Source organism: bacterium, assembly GCA_030649025.1.
Taxonomy (GTDB): Bacteria; Patescibacteriota; Minisyncoccia; order JAUYLV01; family JAUYLV01; genus JAUSGO01.
The window spans coordinates 61844-87392 of record JAUSGO010000016.1 but is presented as its reverse complement, the minus strand read 5'-3'; the positions used below and the strand labels follow the sequence as shown (position 1 = coordinate 87392).

The following is a 25549-nucleotide window of genomic DNA, read 5'->3' as shown; positions in this document are numbered from 1 at the left end:
CGGCATACCTTTGCGGTGAACTTTCTTCACAATAGCGGCCAGAACTCGTTTAAGTTGCAGGCGCTGCTCGGGCACAGGAGCATAGTGTCCAGCGCGATCTACACGCGATGCTTGCCAACGGAAATTGTCGGAGCAGACGTGGAACGATTGGCGCGTCTTGAAAATGCGTTATGATGGGTGATATCATAAAGATAGATTTTTAATAAGGTGTGTGCAGAGTTTCTGCAGCAACTTTGAATACCTGAAGAGTAGTAGGGAACAGGCCCACCGGAACTATCAATCCCTCATTCGAGCTATAGTCAATTATTAGCATAATGATGCTAATAAAGGGCACTTTCGTGTTTTGTTTTCAACGCCAAATATCTCTTAAGGAGATGGTCGTTGGTTCGAATCCAACAGGGCGGACACGAGTGAAACGAGTGGCCGAACTAGCACACAAACTGCTTTGTGTGCGGGAGGATTCGAAGCTCAGAGCCATGTCTGGCGAGTACGCCAGACGGCGAGAGCACGGCCTGGAACCCGAGGCGCATCGACTGGATGCGTCGAGAGGTGAAATGGCGAATCCAACAGGGCGGACACGAGTGAAACGAGTGGCCGAACTAGCACACAAACTGCTTTGTGTGCGGGAGGATTCGAAGCCCGGAACGTTGCGGTATCAGCGGATGCCGCCGTGAGGGCAGGGCTCGGAGCCGAAACCTTGTGACTGACAAGGTTGAGAGCGGAGATGCCGAATCCAACAGGGCGGACCACCATCAAAATTTTAGAAGCCGAGGCTTATCCGGTAGCTTCATTGAAGCAGATCAAAATAAGTATGGATGACGCGGAAAGAGAAAAATCTGCAGGGATAGAAACCGGTTCTGAAAATCATGGTCGGGAGCTGGAACTTGTAACGCTTCTTGGCCAGGAAAAAAATATCGAAAAACTTGCCGAGCTGCTCCGGCTGCCTCGCGAGGTTTTTCAATTTTCACTTGACTGCGTGGGAGATACGAGACGAAGAAGCACAATCGTTATTAATGAAACGGAACAGGTGCTTACGAATTTTACGCACATGGCGCGCGTGGCCCTAATGATGAAACAATATTTTCCAGAAGATTCATTCGGAAGATTTCTTGCCATGCTCCATGATATAAAAGAAGAAGCCTTGGCCGACAAAAAAGATGCATACAAAGACGCTGACGAGAAATTTAATGTGCCGAGCCTTGCAAAGACCATTGAGATGCTCACGGAGGAAGAGCCCTCGGAGGCCGAAATTGCTCTGGCGCATAGCGAAATTCCGGCAGAGTCCAATGCCACATATATTGCAAGATATAGAAACTACATTCAACTTTTACATCAGAATTGGCCGAAAATCGGAAATCTTGAGCTTTGTGATCGGCTGGATGGAGTTATAAACCTCGAATACCTTAAAGACCCAAAGTACGAAAATCGCCGCAAGCATAAGGCGCTGGAAAGTTTTGGAAGAATCTGGGCCACGCTTTCGGTATCAAGCGACCCGCTGGTTGATAGGATTAAGGATCATTGCCGGAAATCGATGACCGAATTTGACGTAAACGAACAAGAAGTAGAAAGAACCGCACAGCTATTTCTTTAATGGTTTGGGGTTCAATCGAGAGCCGGAGACGGGAAACCTTCGTGCCGGGTGGAAGGGCGCAATCATTTGACAAATAATGTGCAGATGCTACCATGTTTTTGTTACGCGCATCATGTGGATTTTACGAGAAACCGCGCAATCGGTTTATCATCAAAGCCATAGGATCGTCAGTACCACAAAGGTCATTTTATTCACCAAGATAAATTTTTTCTCCATGGCTTACGATAATGGAAACAGCGGATTTGCTCCTCGTCAGATGTTCCAGGGCAATTGGACCTGTTCCGAGTGCGGAGCAGAGATTAAGGAGTTGCCGTTTGAACCAAAAAGCGACCGCCCGCTCTTCTGCAGGGACTGCAACAAAAAGCGACAAGCATCTCGTCCGAATCGCTATTAAGTTTGTATAACTTGTATTCAAAATACCCCGCCTAGGCGGGGTATTTGCTATATGAGATGCCCAGGGTAGCGGCTCCCACATCTTCTTGCCGACAGAATTTGAAAAATAAAAAAAGCGTGCTAAAATACGATTTATAATCATTTATCATTGTAAAGAAGCATACAGTATGCACCAATTATCACCGTTGCCATACGCGTTCGATGCGCTCGAGCCATACATAGACGCGCGAACAATGGAAATCCATCACGGAAAGCATCACGCCACGTACGTCGCCAAATTGAACGACGCGCTGGCGAAATACCCAGAATTGCAAGCAAAGCCCCTGGGCGATCTGCTTGCGAATCTTGATGCGGTCCCTGCAGAGATTCGCGGCGCTGTCCGTAATCATGGTGGAGGCCATTTCAATCACTCCATTTTCTGGAAGGTAATGAAAAAGAATGGCGGAGGCGAGCCGAAGGGCGATGTTTTGCAGGCAATCCAGTCCGCCTTCGGTTCCTTTGCCGAATTCAAGGAAAAGTTTTCCCAGGCTGCGCTGGGCGTGTTCGGCTCCGGCTGGGCGTGGTTGAATTTCCGCGATGGAGCGCTTTCTATCTCCGCATCCCCGAACCAGGACAATCCCCTGATGACTGCCACAGGAATTCCGGTTTTGGGACTTGATGTTTGGGAACACGCCTATTACATCCACTATCAAAACCGCCGGCCCGATTACGTGGAGGCCTGGTGGAACGTCGTCAACTGGGATCAGGTTGCAGAAAATTTCTCGGAGGTTAAGAAATAAAGACGAAATCCTCCCACACAACTTTTCTTTGATGAGAGTTTAGTCCGCGTATAGCACAACCGCGCACTTTTTCTTGTCCTACCAGAAGTCGCGTTTTGCCAAGTGGGACTACTTCTGGCGGGACTTGAAATTAACGCGACTTTGTGCTAAAATTTTTCCGTATTTATATGGCGGCCATGGTGTAGAGGTAACACAGCAGGTTGTGGTCCTGTTATCGAGGGTTCGATTCCCTCTGGCCGCCCAGGTTTAAAAATGAAAATGGAATTGAAGGGAAGTCCAGATTTGAAAACGTGCCTCTCGGGCACGTTTTAGATTTGACGCTATGACGTTCTCTGATACCGCGTGGTATGCTTATTGATGTTGGAATTAGAAATTTTTAGGAAGAACTATGGAATCACATCGTCTATCCACAAACGTTGTTCCGAAGCATTATGCTTTAATGCTTACGCCCGACCTCAATAACTTCACATTCAAGGGCGAGGTCGTTGTCTCCGTTGAGATTAAGGAGCCGACCGCGCTTATAACCCTTTATGCGTCGGATCTCGAAATCCGCTCTGCCAATGCACGGGTTTTTCCATCGCAACAGGAGCTTTCCGCAACGCCGATACTCGACAAAAAGGCAGAGACGCTTTCGCTTGATTTTAAGACCACGTTGCCGCAAGGAACCACGGAACTTCGCATCGCTTTTTCGGGAAAGCTCAATGACCAGATGTGCGGATTTTATCGGAGCAAGTATGTAGCCAAGGACGGAGCGGAACGGCATCTGGCCACCACGCAGTTTGAAGCGACCGATGCACGAAGGTGTTTTCCGTGCTGGGACGAGCCCGCGTGCAAGGCAACGTTCGACGTTACGCTTGTTGTTCCGAACGATCTTGATGCCATCTCAAACATGCCGGTTGCCGAGTCGAAAAGCTACCCGAATGGAATGCGGGAGTTTCACTTTACAACAACGCCTATCATGTCCACATACCTTCTCGCTTTCGTTGTTGGAAAATTCGATTCGATCGAATCGAAAACAAAAGACGGAGTGCTGGTGCGCGTGTTCACGATGCCGGGCAAGAGCGAACAGGGACGTTTTGCGCTTGATGTTGCGGCGAAAACCCTCGAACTCTACAATGAGTATTTCGCCATTCCCTATCCCTTGCCTAAGTGCGATCTCATTGCCATTCCCGACTTTGCCGCCGGTGCCATGGAAAACTGGGGCGCGATAACCTATCGCGAGACGGCTTTGCTCATTGACCCGGAAAATTCTTCCGCGGCCGCGCGCCAACGCGTCGCAATCGTGGTGGCGCACGAGCTTGCGCATCAATGGTTCGGGAATCTGGTCACCATGCAGTGGTGGACTGATCTGTGGCTCAACGAGGGATTTGCAAGCTGGATAGAATACATGGGAGTGAACCATCTTTTTCCGGAGTGGGACATCTGGACGCAATTCATGGCCGACGCTTACGCGCCCGCCCTGCGGGATGACGCACTGCGAAGCACCCACCCCATAGAGGTTGAGGTGCATCATCCCAGCGAAATCTCAGAAATTTTCGATGCCATTAGCTACGAAAAGGGTGCGTCCGTCATCCGCATGATAGAGGTGTACTTGGGTCCTGATACGTTTCGGGATGGCCTGCGAGCGTATCTCAAGCGCCATCAATACTCAAACGCCGCAACGGGAGATTTGTGGCAGGCGCTTGAGGATGTTTCCGGCAAGCCCGTGCGGAATATCATGGAGAGCTGGACGAAACAACCGGGATACCCGGTGCTTACGCTCATGAACCTTGGAGGCGACTTGTTTGGCATCCGCCAGACAAGATTCCTCTCGAGCCCCCTGTTGACGCTCACGCCGGAAGAAGAAGCTCAAGTGTGGCACATACCTATTCCCTTGGGGATTACGGGAGCTAGCGGCAAAGGACAGGAATCGTTATTCATGCGGCAACGAGAGGCGCAGGTGGAGCTCTCTCGCGCGCACGGCTGGGTGAATCTTAACGCGCACCGCATTGGATTTCTCCGTGTCAACTACACGCCGGAGCTCTGGAAAGCGCTTGAGAAGCCGGTTGCACAAAAAGAGATTGGTCCCATTGACCGCTTCGGTATTGCAAGCGACCTTGCCGCGCTTACCCGAGCGGGCCAATTGCCAACTACGCAGACTCTCGAGATGCTCCAGGCTTATAGGAACGAAACGAACTACACGGTGTGGATACAGATCTTGGGAATCCTTGGCGCGTTGAAGAATCTTCTCGCATATAAATCTTGCTACGAAGAATTCTGCGCGTACGCCAGAGACATTTTTGCCGGCGTATGGAGATCGGTCGGATGGGATGCGCGCGAGAACGAATCCCATCTGGACAGCTTGCTTCGGGCGCTGGTTCTTGGCGCCATGGGCGACTATAAAGACCCGTACGTCGGCAAGGAAGCCGGGGAACGTTGGCTGGCACATCTTGCAGGAAAAAAACCGCTTGATCCGAATCTGCGCGTTTCGGTTTATGCCATTACGGCGTCCTGTGCCGGGCAGAAAGCACCTTCCGTATTTGAGACAATGCTCAAACAACATCGCGCGTCCGAGCTTCAGGAAGAGAAAAACCGTTACCTGCGAGCGCTCGGAAACTTCCAAGACCCCTTGCTGTTAAAGCGGGCTCTCGAGTTCAGTCTCTCGGGCGACGTGCGCTCGCAGGACACGATTTGGGCTATCGCGAGCGTTTCCGAAAATCCTGCTGGCCGGAACCTTGCCTGGGAGTTTTTCAAGGAGAACTGGGAAGAGTTCAACCGTCGGTATAGCGAGGGGGGATTGAAGCTCATCTCCCGCTTTGTGTCTTCGGTAGGCAATCCATTCACTTCCGAAGAGAAAGCGCAAGATGTAGAGATGTTCTTCCAAACACATGAAGCGCCGAGCGCTCGTCGCGCCATAGCGCGAACGCTCGAGCGCATCCGGGCAAATGCCGCCTGGCTCAAAAAAGACGGCGCATCAATAGCCGAGTGGCTTGCCAATAGAACGAAAGTGCAATAGGCACAGAAGGCCAAAAACAAACGCAAACAAAACCGGCCCCGCGAATGCGCGAGGCCGATTTTTTTATTCTCAAATTCTGAAAGCATCACTGCTTATCTTGCCCAGAAGACGAAAGTGAATACTTTATTGCCGCCGCCGAGATCGCGTTCAAAGAGGGAACTGCGTCCGTCGGAAGAGGTGCGAATGGCCTTGCCCCATTCGGCGACCTCCTGACCGTCCGCTCCGTTAAATGCCGAACCTTTTCCGGGACCAGAAGAAGTTGTTTGTCCTACCGTGGTAGTGTCATCGGGATGGGTATACATAGTTTCTATCTGCTCGTAGTCATGCGCATTCGGGTACTCGTTCGAAGGATCGTCGCTAACCGCTCCGCCCGCGCCACCATCCGGATCATTAGTATAATCCATGCAACTACCTACGTTGGCATTGTCAAATGTTTCGTCCTGATGATCAAGGCCGAAGTCATGGGCTAGTTCCTGGCACATAACGAGTCTGCGCCATGCCGGAGTGTTGTACATGGTGGTGTTGAAGTACGTATCGTTTACTTTGGTTGTGCCCTGCACTATATGGTCACCGCTCGCCCAAATTTGGGCTACGCCAAGCCAGCCGGTCCTTCCGTATTTAGCGCTACAAACCTCAAGTCGTCCGCTCGTAGGTACGCAATTTTTAGGCGTATATTTCCCCTTAGTGTTGTTTGTCCCACCAAGTACTTCTGTGAGATCCAGCGCCGCAGAAGCACTCCAGTCCGCAATAACTCCATCCAAGTAGGAGTCCCAAGCGGAAGAAACATTATCCCCGACTTTTAAAGTGAAGGGGTTTGCGGTGCGCGCCCAGTGATAATTGCCCCACGAGTGCGTTGCGCCCGCAATTCCCGCCAATCCCGCAACAGCCAGAACGCTTGCTCCAGCAAACATAATTTTACGACGAAGCGAAGTGAACATATATAAACACCCTAATAATACTCTTAAACCCAGTATAATCCCTTTCGGTCTAAAAGTCAACAGAATAAAAAATCTGTCTCAGGACGGACGGCGTTTCTACAGCAAATGCTGAAGCGCTTTCTCCTGATATTTTTTAAGATAGCGCATGAACGGCGTTCCGCCGGTGCCCGACTTTCAAAGTGGCCCCTAACCACTCGATAACTTTTTTAAAATCTTCCGGCAAGGGAGCGGAGAATGATTTTTCCGAGTCGTCTGGGAATGGAAAAGATATTTTGCTCGCATGGAGAAAGAAGCGTCCGCGGAAGTCCTCCGGAAGTTTTGTCTCCGCTCCGTAGAGAGCGTCTCCAAGAACCGGCGCTCCCAAAGATTTTGCGTGCACCCGTATCTGGTGAGTGCGCCCCGTTTCCGGAAAGAATTTTGCAAGCGTCAGGCCGTCAGCATATCGAATCGCCTCGAATTTTGTTCGGGACATTTTTGCCTTTCCGGAAGACGGCAGGACTTGGAATTTCTTTTTCCGATAGTTTTTTTTGCTTGGCGCGAGATACCCCTCCACGACACCTTTCGTTTTTGAGATTTTTCCTTCAAGTATTGCCGTGTACTCTTTTTTGACAACGCGTTCTTTAAAAAGACGTTTCAGATATTCGAACATTTTTTGAGTTTTGGCTATCACCATGACGCCGGAGGTTCCCTTGTCGAGCCGATGCACGATGCCCGGACGAATGCGAGAATCTCCCACAGAGCGAATTTCGGGATACTGCGAAATAAGCCAGTTTGCGACAGTGTTGTTCCCGGGAAAGTGTGCGGGATGTACGGTAATGCCGGACGGCTTATTAATAACTAAGAGTTCGGCATTTTCAAAAATCACCGGTATGACAGGCGACAAACTTGGAGCAAGCTCCGATGGCGGCCTTTGTATTTCAGCCGTCAGGGTATCTCCTGCGACAAGTTTTGTGCGCGGCCTTGCTCGCCTTCCGTTCAAGAGAATTTTTCCATCGAAGATTTGTCGTTGCAAAAAAGCCCGGCTCTCGTCGGGCAAGTTCTTCTTGAGATATATATCCAACCGCTCTCCTGTGTTCTGCGGAGGTACAACAAGGGTGCGCTTCATTCTTTTTTATACCTTGGCGCTTTTGGCCAGCGCGTCCTTCGCGCGCTTTACGATATCATCGAGTTCGTAATTGGTTTTCACCAGATACGTCATGGCTCCCAAAGAAAGGGCCTGCTCAATATCCGTCGAGCCTTCTAGGTTTGTGAGAATGATGACGGGAATATGCTTTGTCTCCTCCTCGCCCTTAATGGCTTTCAAAACGTCAAAGCCGTTCATTTTAGGAAGAATGATGTCGAGTAGTACCAAATCGGGCTTCTCGCTCTTGGTAAGCGCAAGTCCCTGCTCTCCATTGCTCGCGCCGATAGCCTGGAAGCCATTGATATTCAGCACGTCAACCATGGCTTTTTGCAAAGATGGTTCGTCTTCAACAACAAGAATTTTAGCCATATTTGCGGGCTCCAGCTTTCTAAGATTTTCTCAAAAAGCTGAAAAGCTTTTATGTTATTACGGATTGCTCTTTCCCGATGCCCACTTGTCGTGCGGGGCTTTTAACCACGGGAATGGAAAACCAAAACATGCTGCCCTTGCCCTCGGTGCTTGAGAATCCAACCTCGCCGTTCACGGCTTCAACAATAGCTTTTGCAATAAAGAGTCCGAGGCCGGATCCTTCCGTCTGGTACTTCAATACATTATCACTTCTAAAGAACTTTTGAAATACCTTTGCCTGCTGGCTTTTGGGAATTCCAATACCCTCGTCCTGCACCGTGACGCGCAATTTGTCGCGTCCCATGCGCTCGATGCGGACTTCTACATTTCCTCGCCCTTTGGTGTACTTGATGGCATTGTCAATAAGATTCTGGGATACAAAACCTATTTTTTGCGGATCGGCGTAGACCTTGGGAAGTCCCGTCTCCTTATGATAGAAGATTTTCACGTTATTGGAATTTGCAAATCCGCTAAGCTCGTTGATAACGGTCTGTACGAGGTCTTCTAGCGCGAACTCTTGAGGGTTTAAGATAATGCGTCCCTGTTCTATCCGGGAAACCTCAAGAAGATCGTTCACCAGGCGGATCATGCGCTCATTGGACTCTTTGATGATGGTGAGATAGTCTAGCTGCTTTTCGGTGACGGCTCCGAGGTTCGGACCGGTGAGAAGATTGAGCGACCACTTCAGCGAAGAGAGCGGCGTGCGAAGCTGATGAGACGCGATGGAAATAAACTCCGTTTTCATGCGGCTTGCCTGGGCGATGCGCTCGAAACTGGACACAATCATGTTCCCGATGGAAAAGATGATGGCGGTTATCATCGAGACGATTAATGCCACGATTTCAGGATCGGTAAGTCTTGCGGCGATAATATAGGTCGCGATCATCGCGGAGATCGTAATGAATCCCATCAGCAAAAACAGGAACGATGGACACTCGCGCAAGCGCAAGCCATACCGTCGGCACTCCCCGGTAACACTGAGCACCGTTTTTAACTCTTTTAAACCCAGTATCCTCATAGAGACAGTATAACATATACGACGGCGTACTTCTATGAATAACTGGGGACAACGCCGAACGGATATATATTATAAGAGAAAGTCGCTCCAACATTCTCAAGAATATTTTGAAGAGGATTGCGTGAATTGTGAGAATGTGATACGATTTACTTTCCCGCAATGAGTCTTGAGATTTTTGCGGAATCTGTTCGTTAACAAACTGGAGGTGTTGTCATGATAAGCCTTGCGTCCAGGACCTTTGTGTTAAAAATTCTCTTTATCGTGACGCTTCTTTCGTTTTTTGCTTTCGGGAGCGTAGCGGCGCCTTTTTCGAGACCGAAGAGCGGGGCGCCGATGCAACAGCAAAAAGTATCTCTGGAGTCCAAAGAGGAGGCTGGAGAGAATAAAGAAGCATACGACGATGCACAGGATCTAAGCCCGCTTCTTGAACGCTATAGCGGCGTTGAGTCGGTTGAGTGGATATTCGATGTCCTGACCAACAAAAAGCAACATCCACGGATTGTGATAGCGTTTGCGGATAAGTCGCCCTTTGTTTTTGTGACATACTTTGATGCCGAGAAGAAAAAGATCATTTTCCAAATTGACCGGACTTTTATCCGTGTTCGGAACCAGGATGCGACCTCGACCGCCAAACGAGACGTCGCGCGACTGCTTTTTGTGCGCGAGGCGACGCTTGCGATGCTTCTTGAACCGGGAAAGAACTACGACACGTATATGTCATGCGCCTCCGCAGTCCCGCCCACCGAAGATTGCTTTCGCCTGCTTCTTGCGACGCATCTGGCGGCGTTGCAGGAGGAGTGGAGTTATGCGGAGAGCCGAAACCTGACGCACGTATTTCCCGAGTCCATTGTGCGCGACCGGGATGCGTTCGTGCGATTGGGCATTTCTCCAGAAGATGCAGAATTCCGGGCACTTGCGATTTACGGCATTCAGGGCCACATCAGCAATCTTTTCTGGACAAACCGCTATCGTGAGTTCTTGGACGACATGTTCGCCAGATCCGCTCTACCACAACGATGAGGGCAACACCAAGCCCTCTTTTTCTTTTACCCTATTTTTGCTACTATTTCGAATATGACTTCCGATGAATTGCGCAAAAAATATATTGATTTTTTTAAGTCAAAAGGACACGCGGAGATTCCTTCCGCGCCATTGGTTCCTGCCAACGACCCGACGGTGCTTTTCACCACCGCGGGCATGCATCCCTTGGTGCCGTATTTGCTCGGCGAGAAACATCCGGCAGGAAATAGATTGGTGGGCGTACAAAAATGCATCCGAACCGGAGATATTGACGAGGTTGGTGATGACACGCACCTGACGTTTTTTGAAATGCTGGGGAACTGGTCGCTCGGAGATTACTTCAAAGAAGATGCCATCAGGTGGTCATGGGAATTTTTGACCGATTCAAAATGGCTTAGGCTTCCTGCTAAGCGCCTGGCTTTCAGTTGTTTTTCGGGAGACGCGGATGCGTTGCGCGACGATGAATCTGCCGAGCTTTGGATGTCGTGCGGTGTTTCAAAAGAGCGCATCGCGTTTTTAGGCAAGGAAGATAATTGGTGGGGTCCTGCGGGCATCACCGGTCCATGCGGTCCCGATACCGAAATGTTCTATTGGGTTGGTGATCCGAATGACCCGGTCCTACAAAGACCGTTCCAGGAAACGCATAGCGATAAGCGTTGGGTTGAGATTTGGAATGATGTATTTATGCAGTACAACAAAACCGCAGAAGGGAAATTCGAATTGCTTTCGAAACCGAATGTGGATACGGGCATGGGACTTGAGCGGACGCTTACAGCGCTGAATGGCAAGAAATCGGTGTATGAGACCGATCTATTCACGCCGATTTTCGATGCCCTCCGAGTAGACGGAAAAGATAAAAAAGCGCGCATCATCGCCGATCATATAAAAACAGCTTGTTTTATGATTTCAGACGGCGTGGAGCCCTCGAATAAGGACCGGGGTTATGTAGTTAGAAGGATTCTAAGGCAGGCAGCAGTCTATGCTCGTCAAGCGAGTCTTGATTTGCAGGATGTTTGGGTTGGCGCTGTGATTGTCGCTGTCGCAAAAATTTACAAGGATGTTTATCCCGAGATTTGGATGAATGCCCCCCATATTACTCAAATAATTAGCGCGGAACAGAAAAAATTTGGCGATACTCTGGAAAAAGGACTTAAAGAATTCTTGAAAAAGAAATTTATTGATGGAAAAACCGCCTTTGATCTTTACCAGACTTACGGGTTTCCGTGGGAGTTGACGCGAGAACTTGCGGAAGCAAACGGGCAAAAAATAAACAAAGAAGAATTTAAAGCCGAATTCAAAAAACATCAAGATTTATCACGCACGTCATCCGCAGGCATATTCAAGGGAGGGCTTGCAGACCACTCCGAAAAAGTTGTACGTTTACATACCGCAACGCATTTAATGAACAAGGCTCTGCGGAGGGTGCTCGGTGAGCACGTATGGCAGAGGGGCAGCCATATCAACGCCGAACGCACGCGGTTCGATTTTACTCATCAGGAGAAGATGACACCGGAGCAAATTAAAAAAGTTGAAGAATTGGTTAACGGATGGATTTTGCGAGATCTTGCAGTGAAAAAAGAAATTATGCCTCTGGAGGAGGCGCGGGGGCTTAATGCCATCGGTGCATTCGGAGAAAAATACGGCCAGACCGTTTCGGTGTATACGGTGCACGACTCCAAAACCGAGGAAGTGATAAGCCGAGAATTTTGCGGCGGTCCGCACGTAGAGCATACGGGCGTCATCGGCAAATTCAAAATTATAAAAGAAGAAGCTATTGCTGCGGGTATTCGCAGAGTTAAGGCAGTGGTGGAGTAAGTATTAAAAATGTTACGGAGCGCGAGAATAATAAAATAAGGCAAACCAATGGTTTGCCTCGACAAGACGGTTACGTGGAACTAAGGCATCTCAGATATAGGAATCCGTATCCGTCGCCTTCGCCAAGGCGCATGCTTTGTAGGGGGGTATTCGGAAACTCTTTCCGAAAAGCTTCTGCAACTTCTTTGGGCGTCGGGGTTCTCCGGTGTTTCAGCGTATCCCAGACAATTGCTTTCTTGCCACCGATCTCTTTCACTTCGTATTCCATTGACCGTCTCCTTTTTGAATGGATGCTAACACAAATTATAAGTTTTTGTCAAGTATCCGCATGGCGCGCGAGAAAGAAAAAATCCTCTCCGGTTTAGGGAGAGGCATGCAACATCAGGACCAAAAGAGCAGTTTTGTGAGTGCAATCGCTGCGACGACAGCCCAAGCGGTATTGAGTGCGGCGGGCTGATAAGCTTTCTTGGTAAAAGAAACTATCGCTATCCCAATCGCACCGGTAAAATTGAAGAATTGATACCAAAAACTTGTGGACGTAATGACCGAGAAGCTTGCAAGCCCGTATGTGCCCAGGATTGCAGCCGCACCATACCAGCCGAAAAACCACACAAATATTTTCAAAGTTTTCTCCTCTCCAACCCTTATTTTCTTAAGTTGAACGTAGCAAACCAAACCTCCTGCGTCAATCCCGCATTTCTATGCCACACTATCGCGCGCAATCGCATAGTATCCGCAGAAGCCCGGCGGTGTTTGTAAAAACCATCATTGCAACGGAGCTTGGGGCGCTCGCGCTTTTTTTGGCTGCCCGTCCCGTCGCGTTTTATAAAGAGCTTTATAATGAATATGTATACCGCACATTACTTCCCATCCAGTACGATGCGGTGTTTATGGCGGCAGTAACGCTGTTTGAGGTATTCGTGACGGTCTATGTTTTTTTGCGATGGTACAGTGAATCATATCGTATTGACACGCACGAGATATTGCATGAGCACGGGACGTTATTACGCCGCCAAACCCGTGTTCCGCTCTCCCGCGTCTCTTCCATTCGTTTTCGCCTTGGATTTATGGGAAGTTTCTTTCAGTACGGAACCGTGAAGCTACAGCTTGAAAGTCCCACTGCCACGGCGGAATTGAAAGATCTTCCGCAACCAAAAAAGTATGCCGGCATTATCACCGATTTTGCGCGGCAGGTAAAACGCGACGCGCCATCAAGCAAGGACAGCTTGGACATTGAAGAAGTCCTTCGCGCGAAAGAGCATGAGGGAATTGAATTTAAAGCGTCGCTTCGGTGGGATAGGAGGCTTTTGAGGGTGAACCGAGAACTGGAAAAATCGGTCATGAAGACCATTGCCGCGTTTTTGAATTCGGATGGAGGCCACCTGGTCATCGGCGTTGAGGACGGTGGAGAAATTCTGGGGCTCGGGAACGATTATGAAACTATCCAGCGCAAAGACTCCGACGGATTCGAGAACCATTTTACCCAGGTGTTCCGAAGCATGATCGGGTCTGAATTTCGCCGATTCGCGCATTTGCATTTTCATGAAAAGGACGGAAAAGATATCTGCATCGTGCGCGTTTTGCCCTCTACCAAACCCGCGTATCTTGCGCTAGATAATAGAGAAGAATTTTTCATCCGCACGGGAAACACCACCTCGTCTCTCAACTTCAGCGAGGCCCATGCCTACATTCGTTCCCGCTGGGGTGAGATATAATATTTATGCACGAAAACCATGGCCGGTAATTGGAAAACAAGATCAAATTTTCGTTGCGTGCTTCATGGGAGTTTTCGGAAGCATTTTGACGAGATGCGGCGGATATATCGGATCTTTACTGATGCCGGAATTGAAGTATTGGCACCGAGAATATCCGATATTGTTTCCGTGAAGGATGGTTTTGCGATGCTTGACGGTGAGAGGGAGATAGATCCCAGAATAGTGGAGCTTCTCTACCTTCACAACCTGAAACGGCTTGGGGAGAACGGATTCAGCTATTTTGTAAACCCAGATGGATATATTGGAAAAAGCGTCTCGTATGAACTGGGCGTCGCTCAAGTTTCCAATACCAGGTGTTTTTTTATGGAAAAACTTTTCGACCATCCGGCGTACGTGCATAAAAATGCCGTTTGGGAACCGGAAAAACTCATCGAGTTTATTCAGCGCCGAGACATGCTTCCTGCGCCGAGGATTCGGCAGAATGAAAAAGCCATTCATGCATTATGGGGAAGTCTTATGGTGCCGGGGTCCGTCGTGGCAGTAGGCGGTATTATCGAATACGTACCCGCAGGGCCGAAGGCCGAACGGGAAGTTCTGCTTGTTAAAACTCATAAATGGGGAGGTCGGTACTCTATTGTAGGAGGCAAGGTTAAGAGAAACGAACGGCTTGAGGACGCACTTTCGCGCGAAATTAAAGAAGAAACGGGTCTTGACGCGTATGTAGGCGAACACATCTGCACGTTTGATCAAGTAAAAAGCTCTGGTTACTATCTTTCTGGCACTCAGCATATTTTTGTGGACAAAGTGGCAAGGGTTCAAAGCAAGCGCGTGCAACTGAACGATGAAGCAGAGGATTTCGTATGGATGAAGCCTCAAGAGGTTCTGCGCGATCTTCCGATTGAACCGAACGCCCGGCATACATTGGAGTTGTATGCAAAAAATCTCGGAGCAAAGAGGCGCTAACCACCCTCTTGCCGTCAATTCTGCTTCCGAGCGATTTCTGATATACTTATTACACGATGTCTACAGCCCATGTTGTTGATCTTAAAAAAGCAGTCCCACAAGTAATGGCGCAAGAAAATAAACCCAAGGCCGGGAACGCTCCCTTGCCACAATTCTTGAGTTGGGAAGCGCCGGAATTTGATACGTACAAAAAATCTCGCGGCTGGCACGTAGCACTTTTTGGCATTGCGGGCCTACTTATTTTCATAACAGTTCTGCTTGAGAATTATACCGCTGCGGCGTTTTTCGGGATTGCCGCTGCGGTAGTGTATCTTTATGGTAACAAGGAGCCGCGCGTGCTTACGTTTGCTATAAGCGGCAAGGGCATCGAGATAGCGGGCCGGCTTTATGTCTACGAAAGCTTGCGGTCATTCTGGATTTTTTACGAACCGCATGCGCGCCGCTCGGAACTCTCACTGCGCTCAAATAAAACGCTCATGCCCTACATCCGCATACCGCTTGGTTCTACAAATCCCGTGACCGTGCACGCACTACTTTCTCGTTTTTTGCCGGAGCGGAAACATGCCGATTCCGTGGCCGATACTCTATCACGCAAGGCGGGGTTTTAGTTTTTTCCACACGCAGATAATCGGCGTGTGCTATACTTAACTCTATGGAAGGGGCAAAACCAAAAAAACAGCGTGGGGTGGCATTGTTGCTGGCGCTTATGATGACCGCGTTCATCGTGTTATTGGTGGTATTCGTCTCCTCTATCGGCAGCGGGCAGTTGCGGTTTGCGGGCTCCTCAACGGATTCCACTCGCGCTTTTTCAGCGGCAGATGCGGGTATTGAGTATGCGCTCTCGCGCATCAACCTTGGGCTTGTCGTAGGCCAGGATGCCGCATCATGCAAATGCGGAGCGGGATGGTGCCCCAGTACTCCTTTATCGAGCAACGTCCAATACTGCGTTACGGCGGACAACCCCTCAAGACCAAAAAAGATAACCGCGATTGGCCGCACCACCGATACCAGCATCCGCAGGTCTATTGAGGTTGTGCTTCCGGCTTTCGGTATAGTGAACCAGATGGCAACCATCTGTTTTGATGGTACGGGAAGCGTGGAGTCCCCGAACAGTATGTGCGCTGCGCAAACCTATGCCGGGGCTACTGGCGTAATCGGCGTCACATCAACCGATTGTACCGGAGCATCCGGCGCCTCACTGATTAGTCCGGCTTCGACTCTGGCGAGATCTGATCGTACGTTTACTACCGTCAGTACCAACTTTTATGTTGTCCAATGTTACAAATAAGCATTCACAAAAGCAAAGAAAAAAAGACCCCGCTATAGCGGGGTCTTTTATAAAATGAAAAAGCCTTCCCGCGTAGGACGCAGGAAGGCGAATTAATTTTGAAGCACTATTTCTCTAGGGCTTACCCTTTCCCTTTGGAGCGGGAGGTAGAACGGCGACGCTAAGCGGCGACGAGCCGAGGGGTAAGACAGTAGACCCGTCCACACGGTCGTTTACAGGAGTTCTGCCAAGTACGACCGTCTGTACCAGATTCTCTGCGGGGTTTGCCGCATACAGTTTTCTGTCGGTGGTGGCAAAACCGGCAAGCTGGGAGCCGACGAAAAGCGTATTAAGCAATGTGTCGGTTGCCGCATCAACGGAAAACAGATTCCCATCGATGCTTGTGATGTAGAGGTAGAGGCCGTCTATAATTCCTCCATATTGCAACTCGTTAAGCCCTGCTCCCAACACCGTCTTAACGACAAGGGACGATACCTCCAGAACGTGTACATTGCCGAAGAGCGTAGGGTTTCCATCCCCATCGATTGCGTCAATGTAAGATCCAAGGATGACATACAACTTCGTGCCGCCCGGCGCAAAGGAGATATGTTTGACTATGACACCGATCGTTCGGTTGGCAAGCAGTGTCACCGGACTCGTGCTTGTATCATACAGAAACACGTGCCCACTTTCTGTTCCGATAGCAAGAAACGAGCCGAAGGTCGCAACCGTAGTCGCAAAACTTGCTCCTTGCGAAGATAGGTCAATCGAGCCGATAACGACATTTGCTCGGGTGCCATTGGGATTTGGCGAGATGTTCACGATGGTCACGTGCGGCGCGGCCAATGTGTTATTGGCCACATACAACCGTGTGTCGCTGTTTCCAATGGCTATCTTGGTTGGCGAAGAAGGTGTGGCAATTCCAGAAAGAACGGCGTTATCGGACGTGCGGATTACCGCTATGCCGCCTATCGTTTGCTGAGCTATGTAGATGTACGCGCCATCGGCAGTAGAGACAACGTCGCGCGGACCTCCGCCGACGGCGATATTGGTTACCTTGCTTCCGTTGGTGACTACGTGACTTACTGTTCCGTTGCCAAAATTTGCCACATAAAGCTCCTCCGCCGATACAGGACGGATTACAGCGAGAACCGCAAAAGTTAATGCAAAAACAAATCTGCTGGCTCGAGACATGTTCCCTGTTCTCCTCTCCCATTCCCTTTAAAAGGGGTTTGTTAATGAACTCGCGGATTTATATCTGAAATATCACTATATATTAAAATAAGAAAACTGTCAATATAATGGATGCGCAAGTTTTCCCTATAAGGATGGGATTTTTTTTGATATACTTGAATAATATCATATAAAAAATCATTTATGGCAAGAAAATACTTTCGTCTAGCCGTCTTTCTTTTGGTTGGCATTTTTGGCGTTGGCGCGTATCTTGTTTCGCGTGCGGCGACCGTAAATGCCCCCTGGACGACGAATGTTACTAATACATCGGCCACTATAAACTGGACCACTGATGTAGCTACGGATAGCTGTCTTTGGATGTCCGATGGCAACTCGACGACATTGTGGGGTCCCGGTTGCAATACTTCTGGGCAATCCACCACACACGCCTGGAATGTTACGGGCCTCACGTCCGGCAAGACCTATTATTACTCCGTTGGATACGAAAGCCCTTCCCCGGCTTATTATCTCCACGGGACAACCTATACTGCTGGCATGCCCAGTTTCACCACTACCGGCGGAAGCGGCGGTAACACGCCTCCTACTCCTTCGGGTTTGTCGGCAATCTCCTACCCAACGCCGACACCAAATACGATCTATCTTCAGTGGAACGATGTTTCGGGCGAAGATAAATATAATATTGAGCGGAAACTTACTACCGATAGCGTTTGGTCAGGAACGGTGCTGGTGCAGGTCGGCGCAAACGTGGCGACCTATACCGACGCGACCGTAACAGGAGGAATGACCTATGACTATCGCGTTCAAGCTTGTCTCTCGGGATACGGCTGCTCGGGATATAATTATCTTATTGGAATTCTTGCTCCTTCTGGCGGCGGTGGCGGTGGAACGCCTCCCGTCCCCACATTACCGGCCGGCTCTACGAATATTTCCACGGGCAGTTCGTACAGCTACTCAACATACCTGTATCCCGATCCGAACAATGACCAGGTCAAAGCAGTGTTCGATTGGGGAGATGGCACGTCTTACGGCGAAACCAGTTTCATTACGCCGGGAGGGAGCGGGACATCTGCATACCTCTCTCATTCCTGGACGGCCGCCGGAACATACTACGTGAAAGTCAAAGCCAAAGACACTACCAACCTCGAATCAGGCTGGTCGTCGACGCTGACGGTGTATGTAACCGGTAGCGGTGGCGGTGGTGGGGGTGGGGGTACTACAGTTCCGGCATCCCCGACTCTCACGGTTCCCGCATCTTCCGGAATTCCTGTCAACATCTCCTGGAACAGTGTTTTCGGGACAAACGAATACAAGCTTTTTCGCAGAACTCCTCCAGGAACGGGCACTTGGCCAACCTCTCCAGTCAACGGTCTCGGATATACTGCGCTTTCTTATAATGACTCCGGCGTTTCAAGCGGGGTAAGTTACGAGTACTATATTGTCGCATGTAACTTATATGGATGTTCAGTTCCGCCCACCGCCTACACAGTGAATGTGATAGGGGGCGGAGGCGGTGGAGGTGGCAGTATTCCTCCCGCTCCTGCAAGCTTGTCGGCAAATCCGGCGCCAACCGCCAACACCGTGTATCTCCAATGGGGAGATGTTTCCGGAGAGGATAAATATAATATTGAGCGGAAACTCTCCACCGGTACTTGGCCCGGTTCATTTCTCTCGCAGGTCGGCGTAAACGTGACAACCTATTCCGATATGACCGTAGCAGTAGGAGCGACCTATGATTATCGCATTCAAGCTTGTCTCTCGGGATACGGATGTTCGGCATATACGTATCTCAACGGAGTATTCCCTTCTTCAGGCGCCGGCGCTCCAATAGTACAGGGCTGGGGATTGAGCGTGAATACGGCTACCTCAAAATCCACTATCGGCATCGGGTTCAACATGGCTATGGACCCGACGTCATTTACTGATTCCAACGTTTATCTGTACATGGCAAACGACCAGAACAAGATCCATGTCGCCTCACAGATCACTCCCACTTCAACATACGTGAGTCTTATTCCCGTTTCTCCGTTAACTGTAGGCACCATATATGTGAGCGTCGTGAAAGCTGGGGTAAAGAATTCTGCCGGGGTTTCGCTTATGGCTGATTACTCTTGTACGTTTACGGCGCTAGCTTCCGGGGATTACACGGCATGCCCTGGCGGTGGAGGCGGTACGAGTTCTTGGGCAGCACACACATGGCGCTTTATGGACGGTAGCGTGAATTCATACATTCTCAATCGCACAGATAGTACGTATGCCAATTTTATCTCGACCGTTCACGCCCAGTGCCTGCTGATATCTTCTGCCCAGTGGGGAACGCGGTGGATGCCAAACGCAGGGAATGATCAGTATTGGCAAGAGTTTGGTATTCCAAATTGTTCCGGTACGAACACTCCTCCTCCTTCCCCTTCTCCGTCCCCATCATCCTCACCGCTTCCCAGCGCCGTAAAAACCATCAAAGGAAAAATAACGTTTTCGGGAGGAGCGCCTGTTACCGATGCAGAAGTTGGTGCGTGGCAGCAAGAGACGGGTCTCGGCGTGATGGGCACCACCAATGCAAGCGGAGAATATGTTCTTTCTGTTCCGGGAGGAACATGGCAAGTGGGCATACGGCCAAGAATGGAACCCGCCACATGGAGTTATAACCAGCAGCCGCCGTTGGCGAGTTTTGCGCTTAACGACACTCCCGAGTTTCGCGAAGTTAACTTCACCGTATTTTTTGCTTCCAGCCGCGCGAAAGGAAAAGTGCAAAACTCCGATGGCTCGGTGCCTGTAAACTCGTTTGCCGGCGCCGAAAGCGGTACGGGTTTCGGACAAGGCGGACCCGTGGCATCCGATGGCACGTTTGCCTTCTCGCTCCCCGCAGGTTCTTATTATCTGCGCATTTTCCAGAAAGATCAGGGTCCGCTTGGCGACCCTATGCCATTTTCACTCGGGGAAAATGATACAAAAGATTTCGGCACTATCACTATTACTCCAAAAACAGACCGCATAGAGGGCGTGGTTAAAGATGCCTCCGGAGCTCCGCTTGCCAATATACCGGTGCATGCGTTTGTGCCCAGTTCCCAAAACTTCGCTCAAGCTGTCACGCGCAGTGACGGGCGCTACACGATATTCGTGACACCCGGAGCCTGGATGGTGCGCGCAGAACCCAATCCCGAGTCAAATTATGCGAATCCCGAACCGCCGCGTTCTGTAACAGTGAATGCGGGAGTTTCTGCGCGGGCTGATTTCACTCTTGTGTTTTCCGATACCACTGTTTCGGGAACCGTTGTTGACGAGCAGGGCACTATACTTACAAATTTCTATGGGTTTGTAAGCGCGGGAGACTATACATCTTCCCAGCACTTCGGCGGCTCTGTCGAACAGGGAAAGTTCTCATTTAAAGTTCAGGCCGGAATCTATCCCGTGCGTCTGCATCCGGCACCCGGTTCGGATTATGCTCCGCCTTCTCCGCAAACTATCACGGTCCGCTCCGGCTCTGTAAATACGGCAACATTCCGAGTTTCAAAAACCACGCTTGTCATCAGTGGCCAGGTGCAGGATGAGGGCGGAATGGTTCTTAAAAATCTCAAACTGCGCATTAACGCCTCCAGCGATACCGGTATTTGGCAAGATGGCATGTACGATCCTGCCGCGGGTACATATCGCATTTCTGTCTCTCCGGGAACCTGGCATCTTAGCGTATGGATAGAAGACGGGTCCTACGCGCTTCCCGACCCTCTGTCGCTACGCACCAGTGTGGAGGCGGGCCAAAGTGTTGTAAAAAATATTGTGTTGCGCAGGGCCGGCGCGCGCATAACCGGAACCGTGCGCAAACCGGACGGCTCACCCTTTCCTTATGCATTTGTAAGCGCCGATACGCCTTTTGGAGGCGCCTCACAAGTTGCGGGTGCGTCGTACCCAAGCGGGTTTGGCGCAGAAGCCGATGCTCAAGGCCGCTACAGCATTCCCATTGTTGCCGGTGTCTATGCTATTCGGGTATTTGCGCCTCCCAGTCTTGGATACGCAAACCCTCCATCGGTTGAAGTAACCGTTGGCGCAAGCGAAACAAAGAATGTAGACCTGCAGTTCCGCTCACCAAATGCCGTTATTACCGGAAAGATCGAAGGAGCTACGGGTAGGGCGTTTGTATACGCATGGTCTCGCAAAGGAGGCTATGCGCATACCGAAAGCGGAGATGATGGTTCTTACACCCTGCAGATCACCAAGGATGACACCTGGTACGTCGGCTCATCCGATGAAATGGATCGTGCCTTTTTCCGGTCGTCCGAAATCCCTGTAGTGGTTGGCACACAAGATCGCATTGAGCAGAATCTTAAAATGCTGACCACGGGGAAACTACTGCCTAACGCGGCCTCGGCGGTGAGTGAAGCGGTGGAGGCGAATATCGTGGGGGTAAAAGACGGCGCTACTATCTCCATTCCGCCCGGCGCCATGCCGGCTTCGGCAGGGCAGGTTACTATTACCGTCACTCCCGATACCCGTTCAGTATCGCAATCGCTGGAGCATGTGGTGGGATTTGGCTACAATATCGATATTCGCGGCGCAGATGCAAAAAATATCACAGATTTTAACTCGGATGTAGTAGTGTCTATTCCCTATACCGACGCAGATGTTGCCTCGGTCGGCATCGATCCTGCAGCGCTCAAGATTTCTTACTGGGATGAATCTGCGGCAACGTGGAGAGATGTCCCAAATGCAGTGGTGGATACCACGCGGAAAATTGTTACCTGTTCCGTAGGGCATCTTACGCGCTTTGCTTTGATTGCTCCCGCCGATACCCAGCCGCCCGATCCGCCATATAACGTCACCGTTACAAAAACGGGGAACGGGTTTCTCGTGAAGTGGTCCAATCCAACCTACGACTTCCACCATGTAAAGATCTATCGTTCGAGCACCAAGGGGGAGTTGGGTAACGTTATCTTTGATAATCTTGCCGCAACCTCAAAAGAAGACCCGACCATTGCCGTTTCCAGCATCATCTTCTATTACGCGGTGCGCGCCATTGATCTTGCAGGGAACGAATCAACAAATACCACCCAGTACACGACTACAGGTCCCGCACAGACGCCGTCGGCAAAAGAACTTGGAGCGCAGGCAATTCCCTCGTCGACCCCAAATACACCAGCGCCATCATCGGTCCCCGCACCAAATCCGCAAATTCCAGCGTATCAAAAATATGCAAATAGCACGCTACTTCGTGCCGAAGGGGACCAGAAGGTATGGATCATCACGAACGGTTTCAAGCGCTACGTGGTCGGACCTCAGATACTGGGTTTCTACGGCCATCTTAAAAATGCCCCGATTATCGATGTTCCCAAATCGGAGCTTGACCAATACAGCCTTGCCGCATGGGTTCGATATGTGAACGATCCAAAAGTGTACGAGGTCAACGATGATGCTACCAAGCACTGGCTTGATATGTCCGCAGAGGATTTCTATAATACCGGACGCAGATGGGAAGCGGTGTTCATCGTCAACAAGGCCGAAGTAGATTTCTATAAGACGGGGGTGAATGTGACAATCATAAAATAAAATGCAAAATGTAAATATCAAAATGCAAAATTTCGGATGACCTCGAAGGCTTTCCGAAGCACTGCTTCAGAAAGCCTTCGCTCCTTCATTTTGATTTTTGAGATTTGATTTTTGATTTTGCAAAGGTTCTGCCATGTTCCGCTTATTCCAAACGCGAACACTGATTATCGCCGCCGCGGGAATAGCGGCGCTTGGAGGAATTGTTTTTCTGCTTATTTACGAAACGCGTTCCGCGCGTGTTCCTGCTCCATCGCCGATGTCCGCTTCTCCCGTGGTTCGCGCAACACCCCACGTGGTTGGCGACGAGAAAGTCCTGCTTGAGCGAGTTAAACTTTCCGTTGTCTATTTTGTCCCGCGCGACAGGCAGGAACTTATCAGGAAAGATTGGACATATACCGTAGAGGAGTCTCTTGACCTGATGCGCGCGTTTCATCGCCTGCAGTTCCACGGCAAGTCCGACCTCGTCTATGAAGTAGCGCGCGAACCGGTCATTGGAGAATATGACGGGGCGTTTTACGATGGTACCGATACAAACCGAGGCAATCCCAACGCCTGGGGAACAGTTCTTGCTGAACTTGATCGGCGCCTTGGCAAGACGCCAAGCGGGCAAGAAGGAACATTCGCTGTCAGATTGGTGCTGTACGAGGGCGTTGGAGCTCTTGGCGGCGATCACCAAATTCTTGCCTCTTCAGGATATTTGGGGACATCTTATGCGGCAACCACGTTCTATCACGAACTCGGGCATACTTTTGGTCTTAAAGACGCATATAACTACGAGAGCGGCGCGGCGTACGATGAAGACGTGATGGGTCTGGGGCGGCAAAAGCCCATCGGACAGGTGTATCTTTCGGACGCCGTAAAGCGCGAATTGGGAATCATTCTTTGATATGACGGACACCCTCATACAACAGCCTCAACAACCAAGGCCAATAAAAAAGAAGCGTGGCAACTTGCGAGATAAAGTCGCAAGGTATTTTTTGGTCGTTTCTATTACCCCTCTGCTTGCCATGGCGGTCATCACGGTGTATTTGGTAAATATCGCAAGCCGTAACACGGTTGCCGAACTTGAGCGGCAACTGGTAGGGCAGAAGGTCCAAGAGATCAAAAAATTCTTTGAGGAAGTTACCGGTGTTTTCGACCTGCGCATCTCAACGAGTGCGGGTGAAAACACCATTTATGACATTGCGGTAATTCCGGAAGCGCAGCGGAACTTTTTACTGCAGGGAGTCCTTGCCGAATCCAATGCCATCGAGAGCGTGTCATTTTTCGGGCTTGACGGAAAGGAAATCGGGCGCACGGATCGTGACCCGGCGGAGGTTTCGGTTCAGGAATTCATTGATGCCTCACAGCTGGAGAAATTCACCGTCGCTAGGAGCGGCAAGTCCTACCTTTCGCCAATCCGCTACACCTTGGAGGGCGCCCGCATGAGCATCGGGTACCCGATAAAAAATTCTCAAGAACAGATCATCGGCGTGCTTGCCGGCGAGGTCTCGCTGAAGGCGCTTGAGCGTGCTATTTCTTTTGCGGTTTTGGGTAACACCGGCTATCTGCTCTTGCTTTCCGAAAGCGGAGATTTGGTTGCCAGTTCTTTGAAAGACGCCTCCAGTCATCCAAATCTCAAAACCGTACCGTTTATTGGCCAGCTTTGGCAGCTCAACGTACCGGGCCGAGACAGTGACGCTCTCCGGTCCTATACCAGTTTTTGGAATGAGACGGTTATCGGCTTTGTGGATCGCGTCCAGGGGCTTCCTTTTATTCTTGTCGCCGAGTGGCCCGAAGATGACGCATTCAGGCTCGTAAGAGATCTTTTCATGCAGGCGCTTATCTACTCGCTTTTTATGCTTGTTGCAATCTTTGTGATTAGCATGTTGGTTGCACGCCGCATCACCCAGCCCATACGACTTTTGCAAAAAGAAGCGAAAAATATCGGAGAAGGTAAGTTTGATGAGACCATCCCCATTAGAACAAGCGACGAGATAGAGGAACTCGATGAGGAATTGCATGAGATGGCTAAAGCCCTAAAAACCCTTCAGCAATTGCGTGAAGAATTTGTGTTTATCGCAGCGCATGAATTACGTACGCCGGTGACGGCCATTAAGGGATATATTTCGATGATGCTCGAGGGAGATGCGGGAGCGATTAACCAGGAAGCCAAAGATATGCTCGAACAGGTTCAGAGGGCAAATCAGCATCTTGTGCAATTAGTGCAGGATCTGCTTGAGGTTGCGCGGTCGGATGCCGGACGCATGCAGGTGGATGTCTCTCCGCAAAATCTTGTGGATGCGGCCAAAACGGTCATTGATGATCTGAGGCCTTTGTGGGAAGAACATAAAATTCGCGTTGAACATACGCTACCCCTAAGCCCTCTTCCATTGGCGCTTGCCGATTCCGACAAACTCCGCGAGGTTCTGGTAAATCTTGTTTCCAACGCCATAAAGTATAATCGTCAGGAAGGGCTTATTGGTATCCGGCACGATGTAGAGAGGGATATGATCGTTACGCGCATAAAAGACACGGGTATTGGGCTTACGCCCGAGGAGCTTGCAAAACTTTTCGAGAAGTTTTATCGTGCCGAGAATTCTGAAACACGCAAGGTGCAGGGAACGGGGTTGGGCTTATTCATCGTGAAACAGATCGTGGAAAAAATGGGCGGTAAGATATGGGTTGAATCCGAACGCGGAAAGGGGAGTACATTCTCCTTCTCCCTGCCCATTGCTCCAGCTGGCTTGTCCGCCTAGATTTTGTTGTACAAAACTTAGACGGGCTTGATTTTCATGGAAAAATACTTTAGACTT

20 protein-coding genes and 1 tRNA gene are annotated in these 25549 nt (G+C 50.1%); 14 read left to right on the top strand and 7 right to left on the bottom strand.

Going from position 1 to position 25549, the window contains the following annotated elements:
- Positions 1 to 724: 724 nt before the first annotated feature.
- From Q7S09_02255 to Q7S09_02235, 5 genes are all read left to right on the top strand, one after another.
- The gene (locus tag Q7S09_02255) at positions 725 to 1591 is read left to right on the top strand and encodes a hypothetical protein (GenBank protein ID MDO8557996.1); all 867 of its coding nucleotides are present in this window, start codon (positions 725 to 727) and stop codon (positions 1589 to 1591) included.
- A gap of 256 nt (positions 1592 to 1847) precedes the next feature.
- Complete coding sequence (locus Q7S09_02250) at positions 1848 to 1985, top strand: hypothetical protein (protein ID MDO8557995.1); 138 nt, start codon at positions 1848 to 1850, stop codon at positions 1983 to 1985.
- 166 nt (positions 1986 to 2151) lie between these two features.
- Positions 2152 to 2763, top strand: coding sequence for a superoxide dismutase (locus Q7S09_02245; GenBank protein ID MDO8557994.1), 612 nt, complete (start codon positions 2152 to 2154; stop codon positions 2761 to 2763).
- Between the two features lie 170 nt (positions 2764 to 2933).
- Positions 2934 to 3004, top strand: a tRNA-His gene (locus Q7S09_02240).
- A gap of 147 nt (positions 3005 to 3151) precedes the next feature.
- Complete coding sequence (locus Q7S09_02235) at positions 3152 to 5758, top strand: M1 family metallopeptidase (protein MDO8557993.1); 2607 nt, start codon at positions 3152 to 3154, stop codon at positions 5756 to 5758.
- A gap of 92 nt (positions 5759 to 5850) precedes the next feature.
- Here Q7S09_02235 and Q7S09_02230 read toward each other — a convergent pair whose 3' ends face one another.
- The 4 genes from Q7S09_02230 to Q7S09_02215 form a co-directional block, all read right to left on the bottom strand.
- Positions 5851 to 6696 (bottom strand): hypothetical protein, encoded by an 846-nt coding sequence (locus tag Q7S09_02230; protein ID MDO8557992.1) that lies wholly within the window; start codon positions 6694 to 6696, stop codon positions 5851 to 5853.
- Between the two features lie 133 nt (positions 6697 to 6829).
- Positions 6830 to 7801, bottom strand: a complete 972-nt coding sequence (locus Q7S09_02225; protein MDO8557991.1) for an RluA family pseudouridine synthase — start codon at positions 7799 to 7801, stop codon at positions 6830 to 6832.
- Between the two features lie 6 nt (positions 7802 to 7807).
- A complete protein-coding gene (locus tag Q7S09_02220; protein MDO8557990.1) occupies positions 7808 to 8188 on the bottom strand; it encodes a response regulator in 381 nt (126 codons plus the stop codon).
- A 49-nt stretch (positions 8189 to 8237) separates the two neighbouring features.
- Complete coding sequence (locus tag Q7S09_02215) at positions 8238 to 9245, bottom strand: HAMP domain-containing sensor histidine kinase (protein ID MDO8557989.1); 1008 nt, start codon at positions 9243 to 9245, stop codon at positions 8238 to 8240.
- Positions 9246 to 9578: 333 nt separating this feature from the next.
- On the opposite strand from Q7S09_02215, the gene Q7S09_02210 reads away from it, so the two are divergent.
- Together Q7S09_02210 and Q7S09_02205 are read left to right on the top strand one after the other, a co-directional pair.
- Positions 9579 to 10265 (top strand): hypothetical protein, encoded by a 687-nt coding sequence (locus Q7S09_02210; GenBank protein MDO8557988.1) that lies wholly within the window; start codon positions 9579 to 9581, stop codon positions 10263 to 10265.
- A 54-nt stretch (positions 10266 to 10319) separates the two neighbouring features.
- Positions 10320 to 12080, top strand: a complete 1761-nt coding sequence (locus tag Q7S09_02205) for an alanine--tRNA ligase (GenBank protein MDO8557987.1) — start codon at positions 10320 to 10322, stop codon at positions 12078 to 12080.
- Between the two features lie 70 nt (positions 12081 to 12150).
- Here the strand turns inward: Q7S09_02205 and Q7S09_02200 are convergent, their stop codons facing one another.
- Complete coding sequence (locus Q7S09_02200) at positions 12151 to 12348, bottom strand: hypothetical protein (protein MDO8557986.1); 198 nt, start codon at positions 12346 to 12348, stop codon at positions 12151 to 12153.
- 113 nt (positions 12349 to 12461) lie between these two features.
- Entirely contained in the window at positions 12462 to 12704 is a 243-nt protein-coding gene (locus Q7S09_02195; GenBank protein ID MDO8557985.1) for a hypothetical protein, read from the bottom strand.
- A 77-nt stretch (positions 12705 to 12781) separates the two neighbouring features.
- Between Q7S09_02195 and Q7S09_02190 the strand changes: the two genes are divergently transcribed.
- Genes Q7S09_02190 through Q7S09_02175 form a run of 4 tightly spaced genes read left to right on the top strand, consistent with a single transcriptional unit; the run spans position 12782 to position 16046 of the window.
- The gene (locus Q7S09_02190; protein MDO8557984.1) at positions 12782 to 13795 is read left to right on the top strand and encodes a putative DNA binding domain-containing protein; all 1014 of its coding nucleotides are present in this window, start codon (positions 12782 to 12784) and stop codon (positions 13793 to 13795) included.
- Positions 13796 to 13813: 18 nt separating this feature from the next.
- Positions 13814 to 14758, top strand: a complete 945-nt coding sequence (locus tag Q7S09_02185) for an NUDIX domain-containing protein (GenBank protein ID MDO8557983.1) — start codon at positions 13814 to 13816, stop codon at positions 14756 to 14758.
- A 56-nt stretch (positions 14759 to 14814) separates the two neighbouring features.
- Positions 14815 to 15366 carry a hypothetical protein gene (locus Q7S09_02180; protein MDO8557982.1) on the top strand — a complete coding sequence of 184 codons (552 nt, stop codon included), beginning with the start codon at positions 14815 to 14817 and terminating at the stop codon, positions 15364 to 15366.
- Positions 15367 to 15410: 44 nt separating this feature from the next.
- Positions 15411 to 16046, top strand: a complete 636-nt coding sequence (locus tag Q7S09_02175) for a hypothetical protein (GenBank protein MDO8557981.1) — start codon at positions 15411 to 15413, stop codon at positions 16044 to 16046.
- Between the two features lie 114 nt (positions 16047 to 16160).
- Here the strand turns inward: Q7S09_02175 and Q7S09_02170 are convergent, their stop codons facing one another.
- Positions 16161 to 17219, bottom strand: a complete 1059-nt coding sequence (locus Q7S09_02170) for a hypothetical protein (GenBank protein ID MDO8557980.1) — start codon at positions 17217 to 17219, stop codon at positions 16161 to 16163.
- Positions 17220 to 17402: 183 nt separating this feature from the next.
- Between Q7S09_02170 and Q7S09_02165 the strand changes: the two genes are divergently transcribed.
- The 3 genes from Q7S09_02165 to Q7S09_02155 all read left to right on the top strand — a co-directional run bounded on the left by Q7S09_02165 (position 17403) and on the right by Q7S09_02155 (position 25492).
- A complete protein-coding gene (locus Q7S09_02165; GenBank protein ID MDO8557979.1) occupies positions 17403 to 22754 on the top strand; it encodes a carboxypeptidase regulatory-like domain-containing protein in 5352 nt (1783 codons plus the stop codon).
- Positions 22755 to 22887: 133 nt separating this feature from the next.
- On the top strand, positions 22888 to 23640 hold the full coding sequence (locus Q7S09_02160; GenBank protein MDO8557978.1) for a hypothetical protein: 753 nt from the start codon (positions 22888 to 22890) through the stop codon (positions 23638 to 23640).
- Between the two features lies 1 nt (position 23641).
- Positions 23642 to 25492 carry a sensor histidine kinase gene (locus tag Q7S09_02155; GenBank protein MDO8557977.1) on the top strand — a complete coding sequence of 617 codons (1851 nt, stop codon included), beginning with the start codon at positions 23642 to 23644 and terminating at the stop codon, positions 25490 to 25492.
- Positions 25493 to 25549 lie beyond the last annotated feature (57 nt).

Excerpts from the sequence above, each read along its gene's own strand:
- Q7S09_02255 (MDO8557996.1), top strand. The coding sequence starts at position 725 with ATGCCGAATCCAACAGGGCGGACCACCATCAAAATTTTAGAAGCCGAG.
- Q7S09_02250 (MDO8557995.1), top strand. The coding sequence starts at position 1,848 with ATGTTCCAGGGCAATTGGACCTGTTCCGAGTGCGGAGCAGAGATTAAG.
- Q7S09_02245 (MDO8557994.1), top strand. The coding sequence starts at position 2,152 with ATGCACCAATTATCACCGTTGCCATACGCGTTCGATGCGCTCGAGCCA.
- Q7S09_02235 (MDO8557993.1), top strand. The coding sequence starts at position 3,152 with ATGGAATCACATCGTCTATCCACAAACGTTGTTCCGAAGCATTATGCT.
- Q7S09_02230 (MDO8557992.1), bottom strand. The coding sequence starts at position 6,696 with ATGTTCACTTCGCTTCGTCGTAAAATTATGTTTGCTGGAGCAAGCGTT.
- Q7S09_02225 (MDO8557991.1), bottom strand. The coding sequence starts at position 7,801 with ATGAAGCGCACCCTTGTTGTACCTCCGCAGAACACAGGAGAGCGGTTG.
- Q7S09_02220 (MDO8557990.1), bottom strand. The coding sequence starts at position 8,188 with ATGGCTAAAATTCTTGTTGTTGAAGACGAACCATCTTTGCAAAAAGCC.
- Q7S09_02215 (MDO8557989.1), bottom strand. The coding sequence starts at position 9,245 with ATGAGGATACTGGGTTTAAAAGAGTTAAAAACGGTGCTCAGTGTTACC.
- Q7S09_02210 (MDO8557988.1), top strand. The coding sequence starts at position 9,579 with ATGCAACAGCAAAAAGTATCTCTGGAGTCCAAAGAGGAGGCTGGAGAG.
- Q7S09_02205 (MDO8557987.1), top strand. The coding sequence starts at position 10,320 with ATGACTTCCGATGAATTGCGCAAAAAATATATTGATTTTTTTAAGTCA.
- Q7S09_02200 (MDO8557986.1), bottom strand. The coding sequence starts at position 12,348 with ATGGAATACGAAGTGAAAGAGATCGGTGGCAAGAAAGCAATTGTCTGG.
- Q7S09_02190 (MDO8557984.1), top strand. The coding sequence starts at position 12,782 with ATGCCACACTATCGCGCGCAATCGCATAGTATCCGCAGAAGCCCGGCG.
- Q7S09_02185 (MDO8557983.1), top strand. The coding sequence starts at position 13,814 with ATGGCCGGTAATTGGAAAACAAGATCAAATTTTCGTTGCGTGCTTCAT.
- Q7S09_02180 (MDO8557982.1), top strand. The coding sequence starts at position 14,815 with ATGTCTACAGCCCATGTTGTTGATCTTAAAAAAGCAGTCCCACAAGTA.
- Q7S09_02175 (MDO8557981.1), top strand. The coding sequence starts at position 15,411 with ATGGAAGGGGCAAAACCAAAAAAACAGCGTGGGGTGGCATTGTTGCTG.
- Q7S09_02170 (MDO8557980.1), bottom strand. The coding sequence starts at position 17,219 with ATGTCTCGAGCCAGCAGATTTGTTTTTGCATTAACTTTTGCGGTTCTC.
- Q7S09_02165 (MDO8557979.1), top strand. The coding sequence starts at position 17,403 with ATGGCAAGAAAATACTTTCGTCTAGCCGTCTTTCTTTTGGTTGGCATT.
- Q7S09_02160 (MDO8557978.1), top strand. The coding sequence starts at position 22,888 with ATGTTCCGCTTATTCCAAACGCGAACACTGATTATCGCCGCCGCGGGA.
- Q7S09_02155 (MDO8557977.1), top strand. The coding sequence starts at position 23,642 with ATGACGGACACCCTCATACAACAGCCTCAACAACCAAGGCCAATAAAA.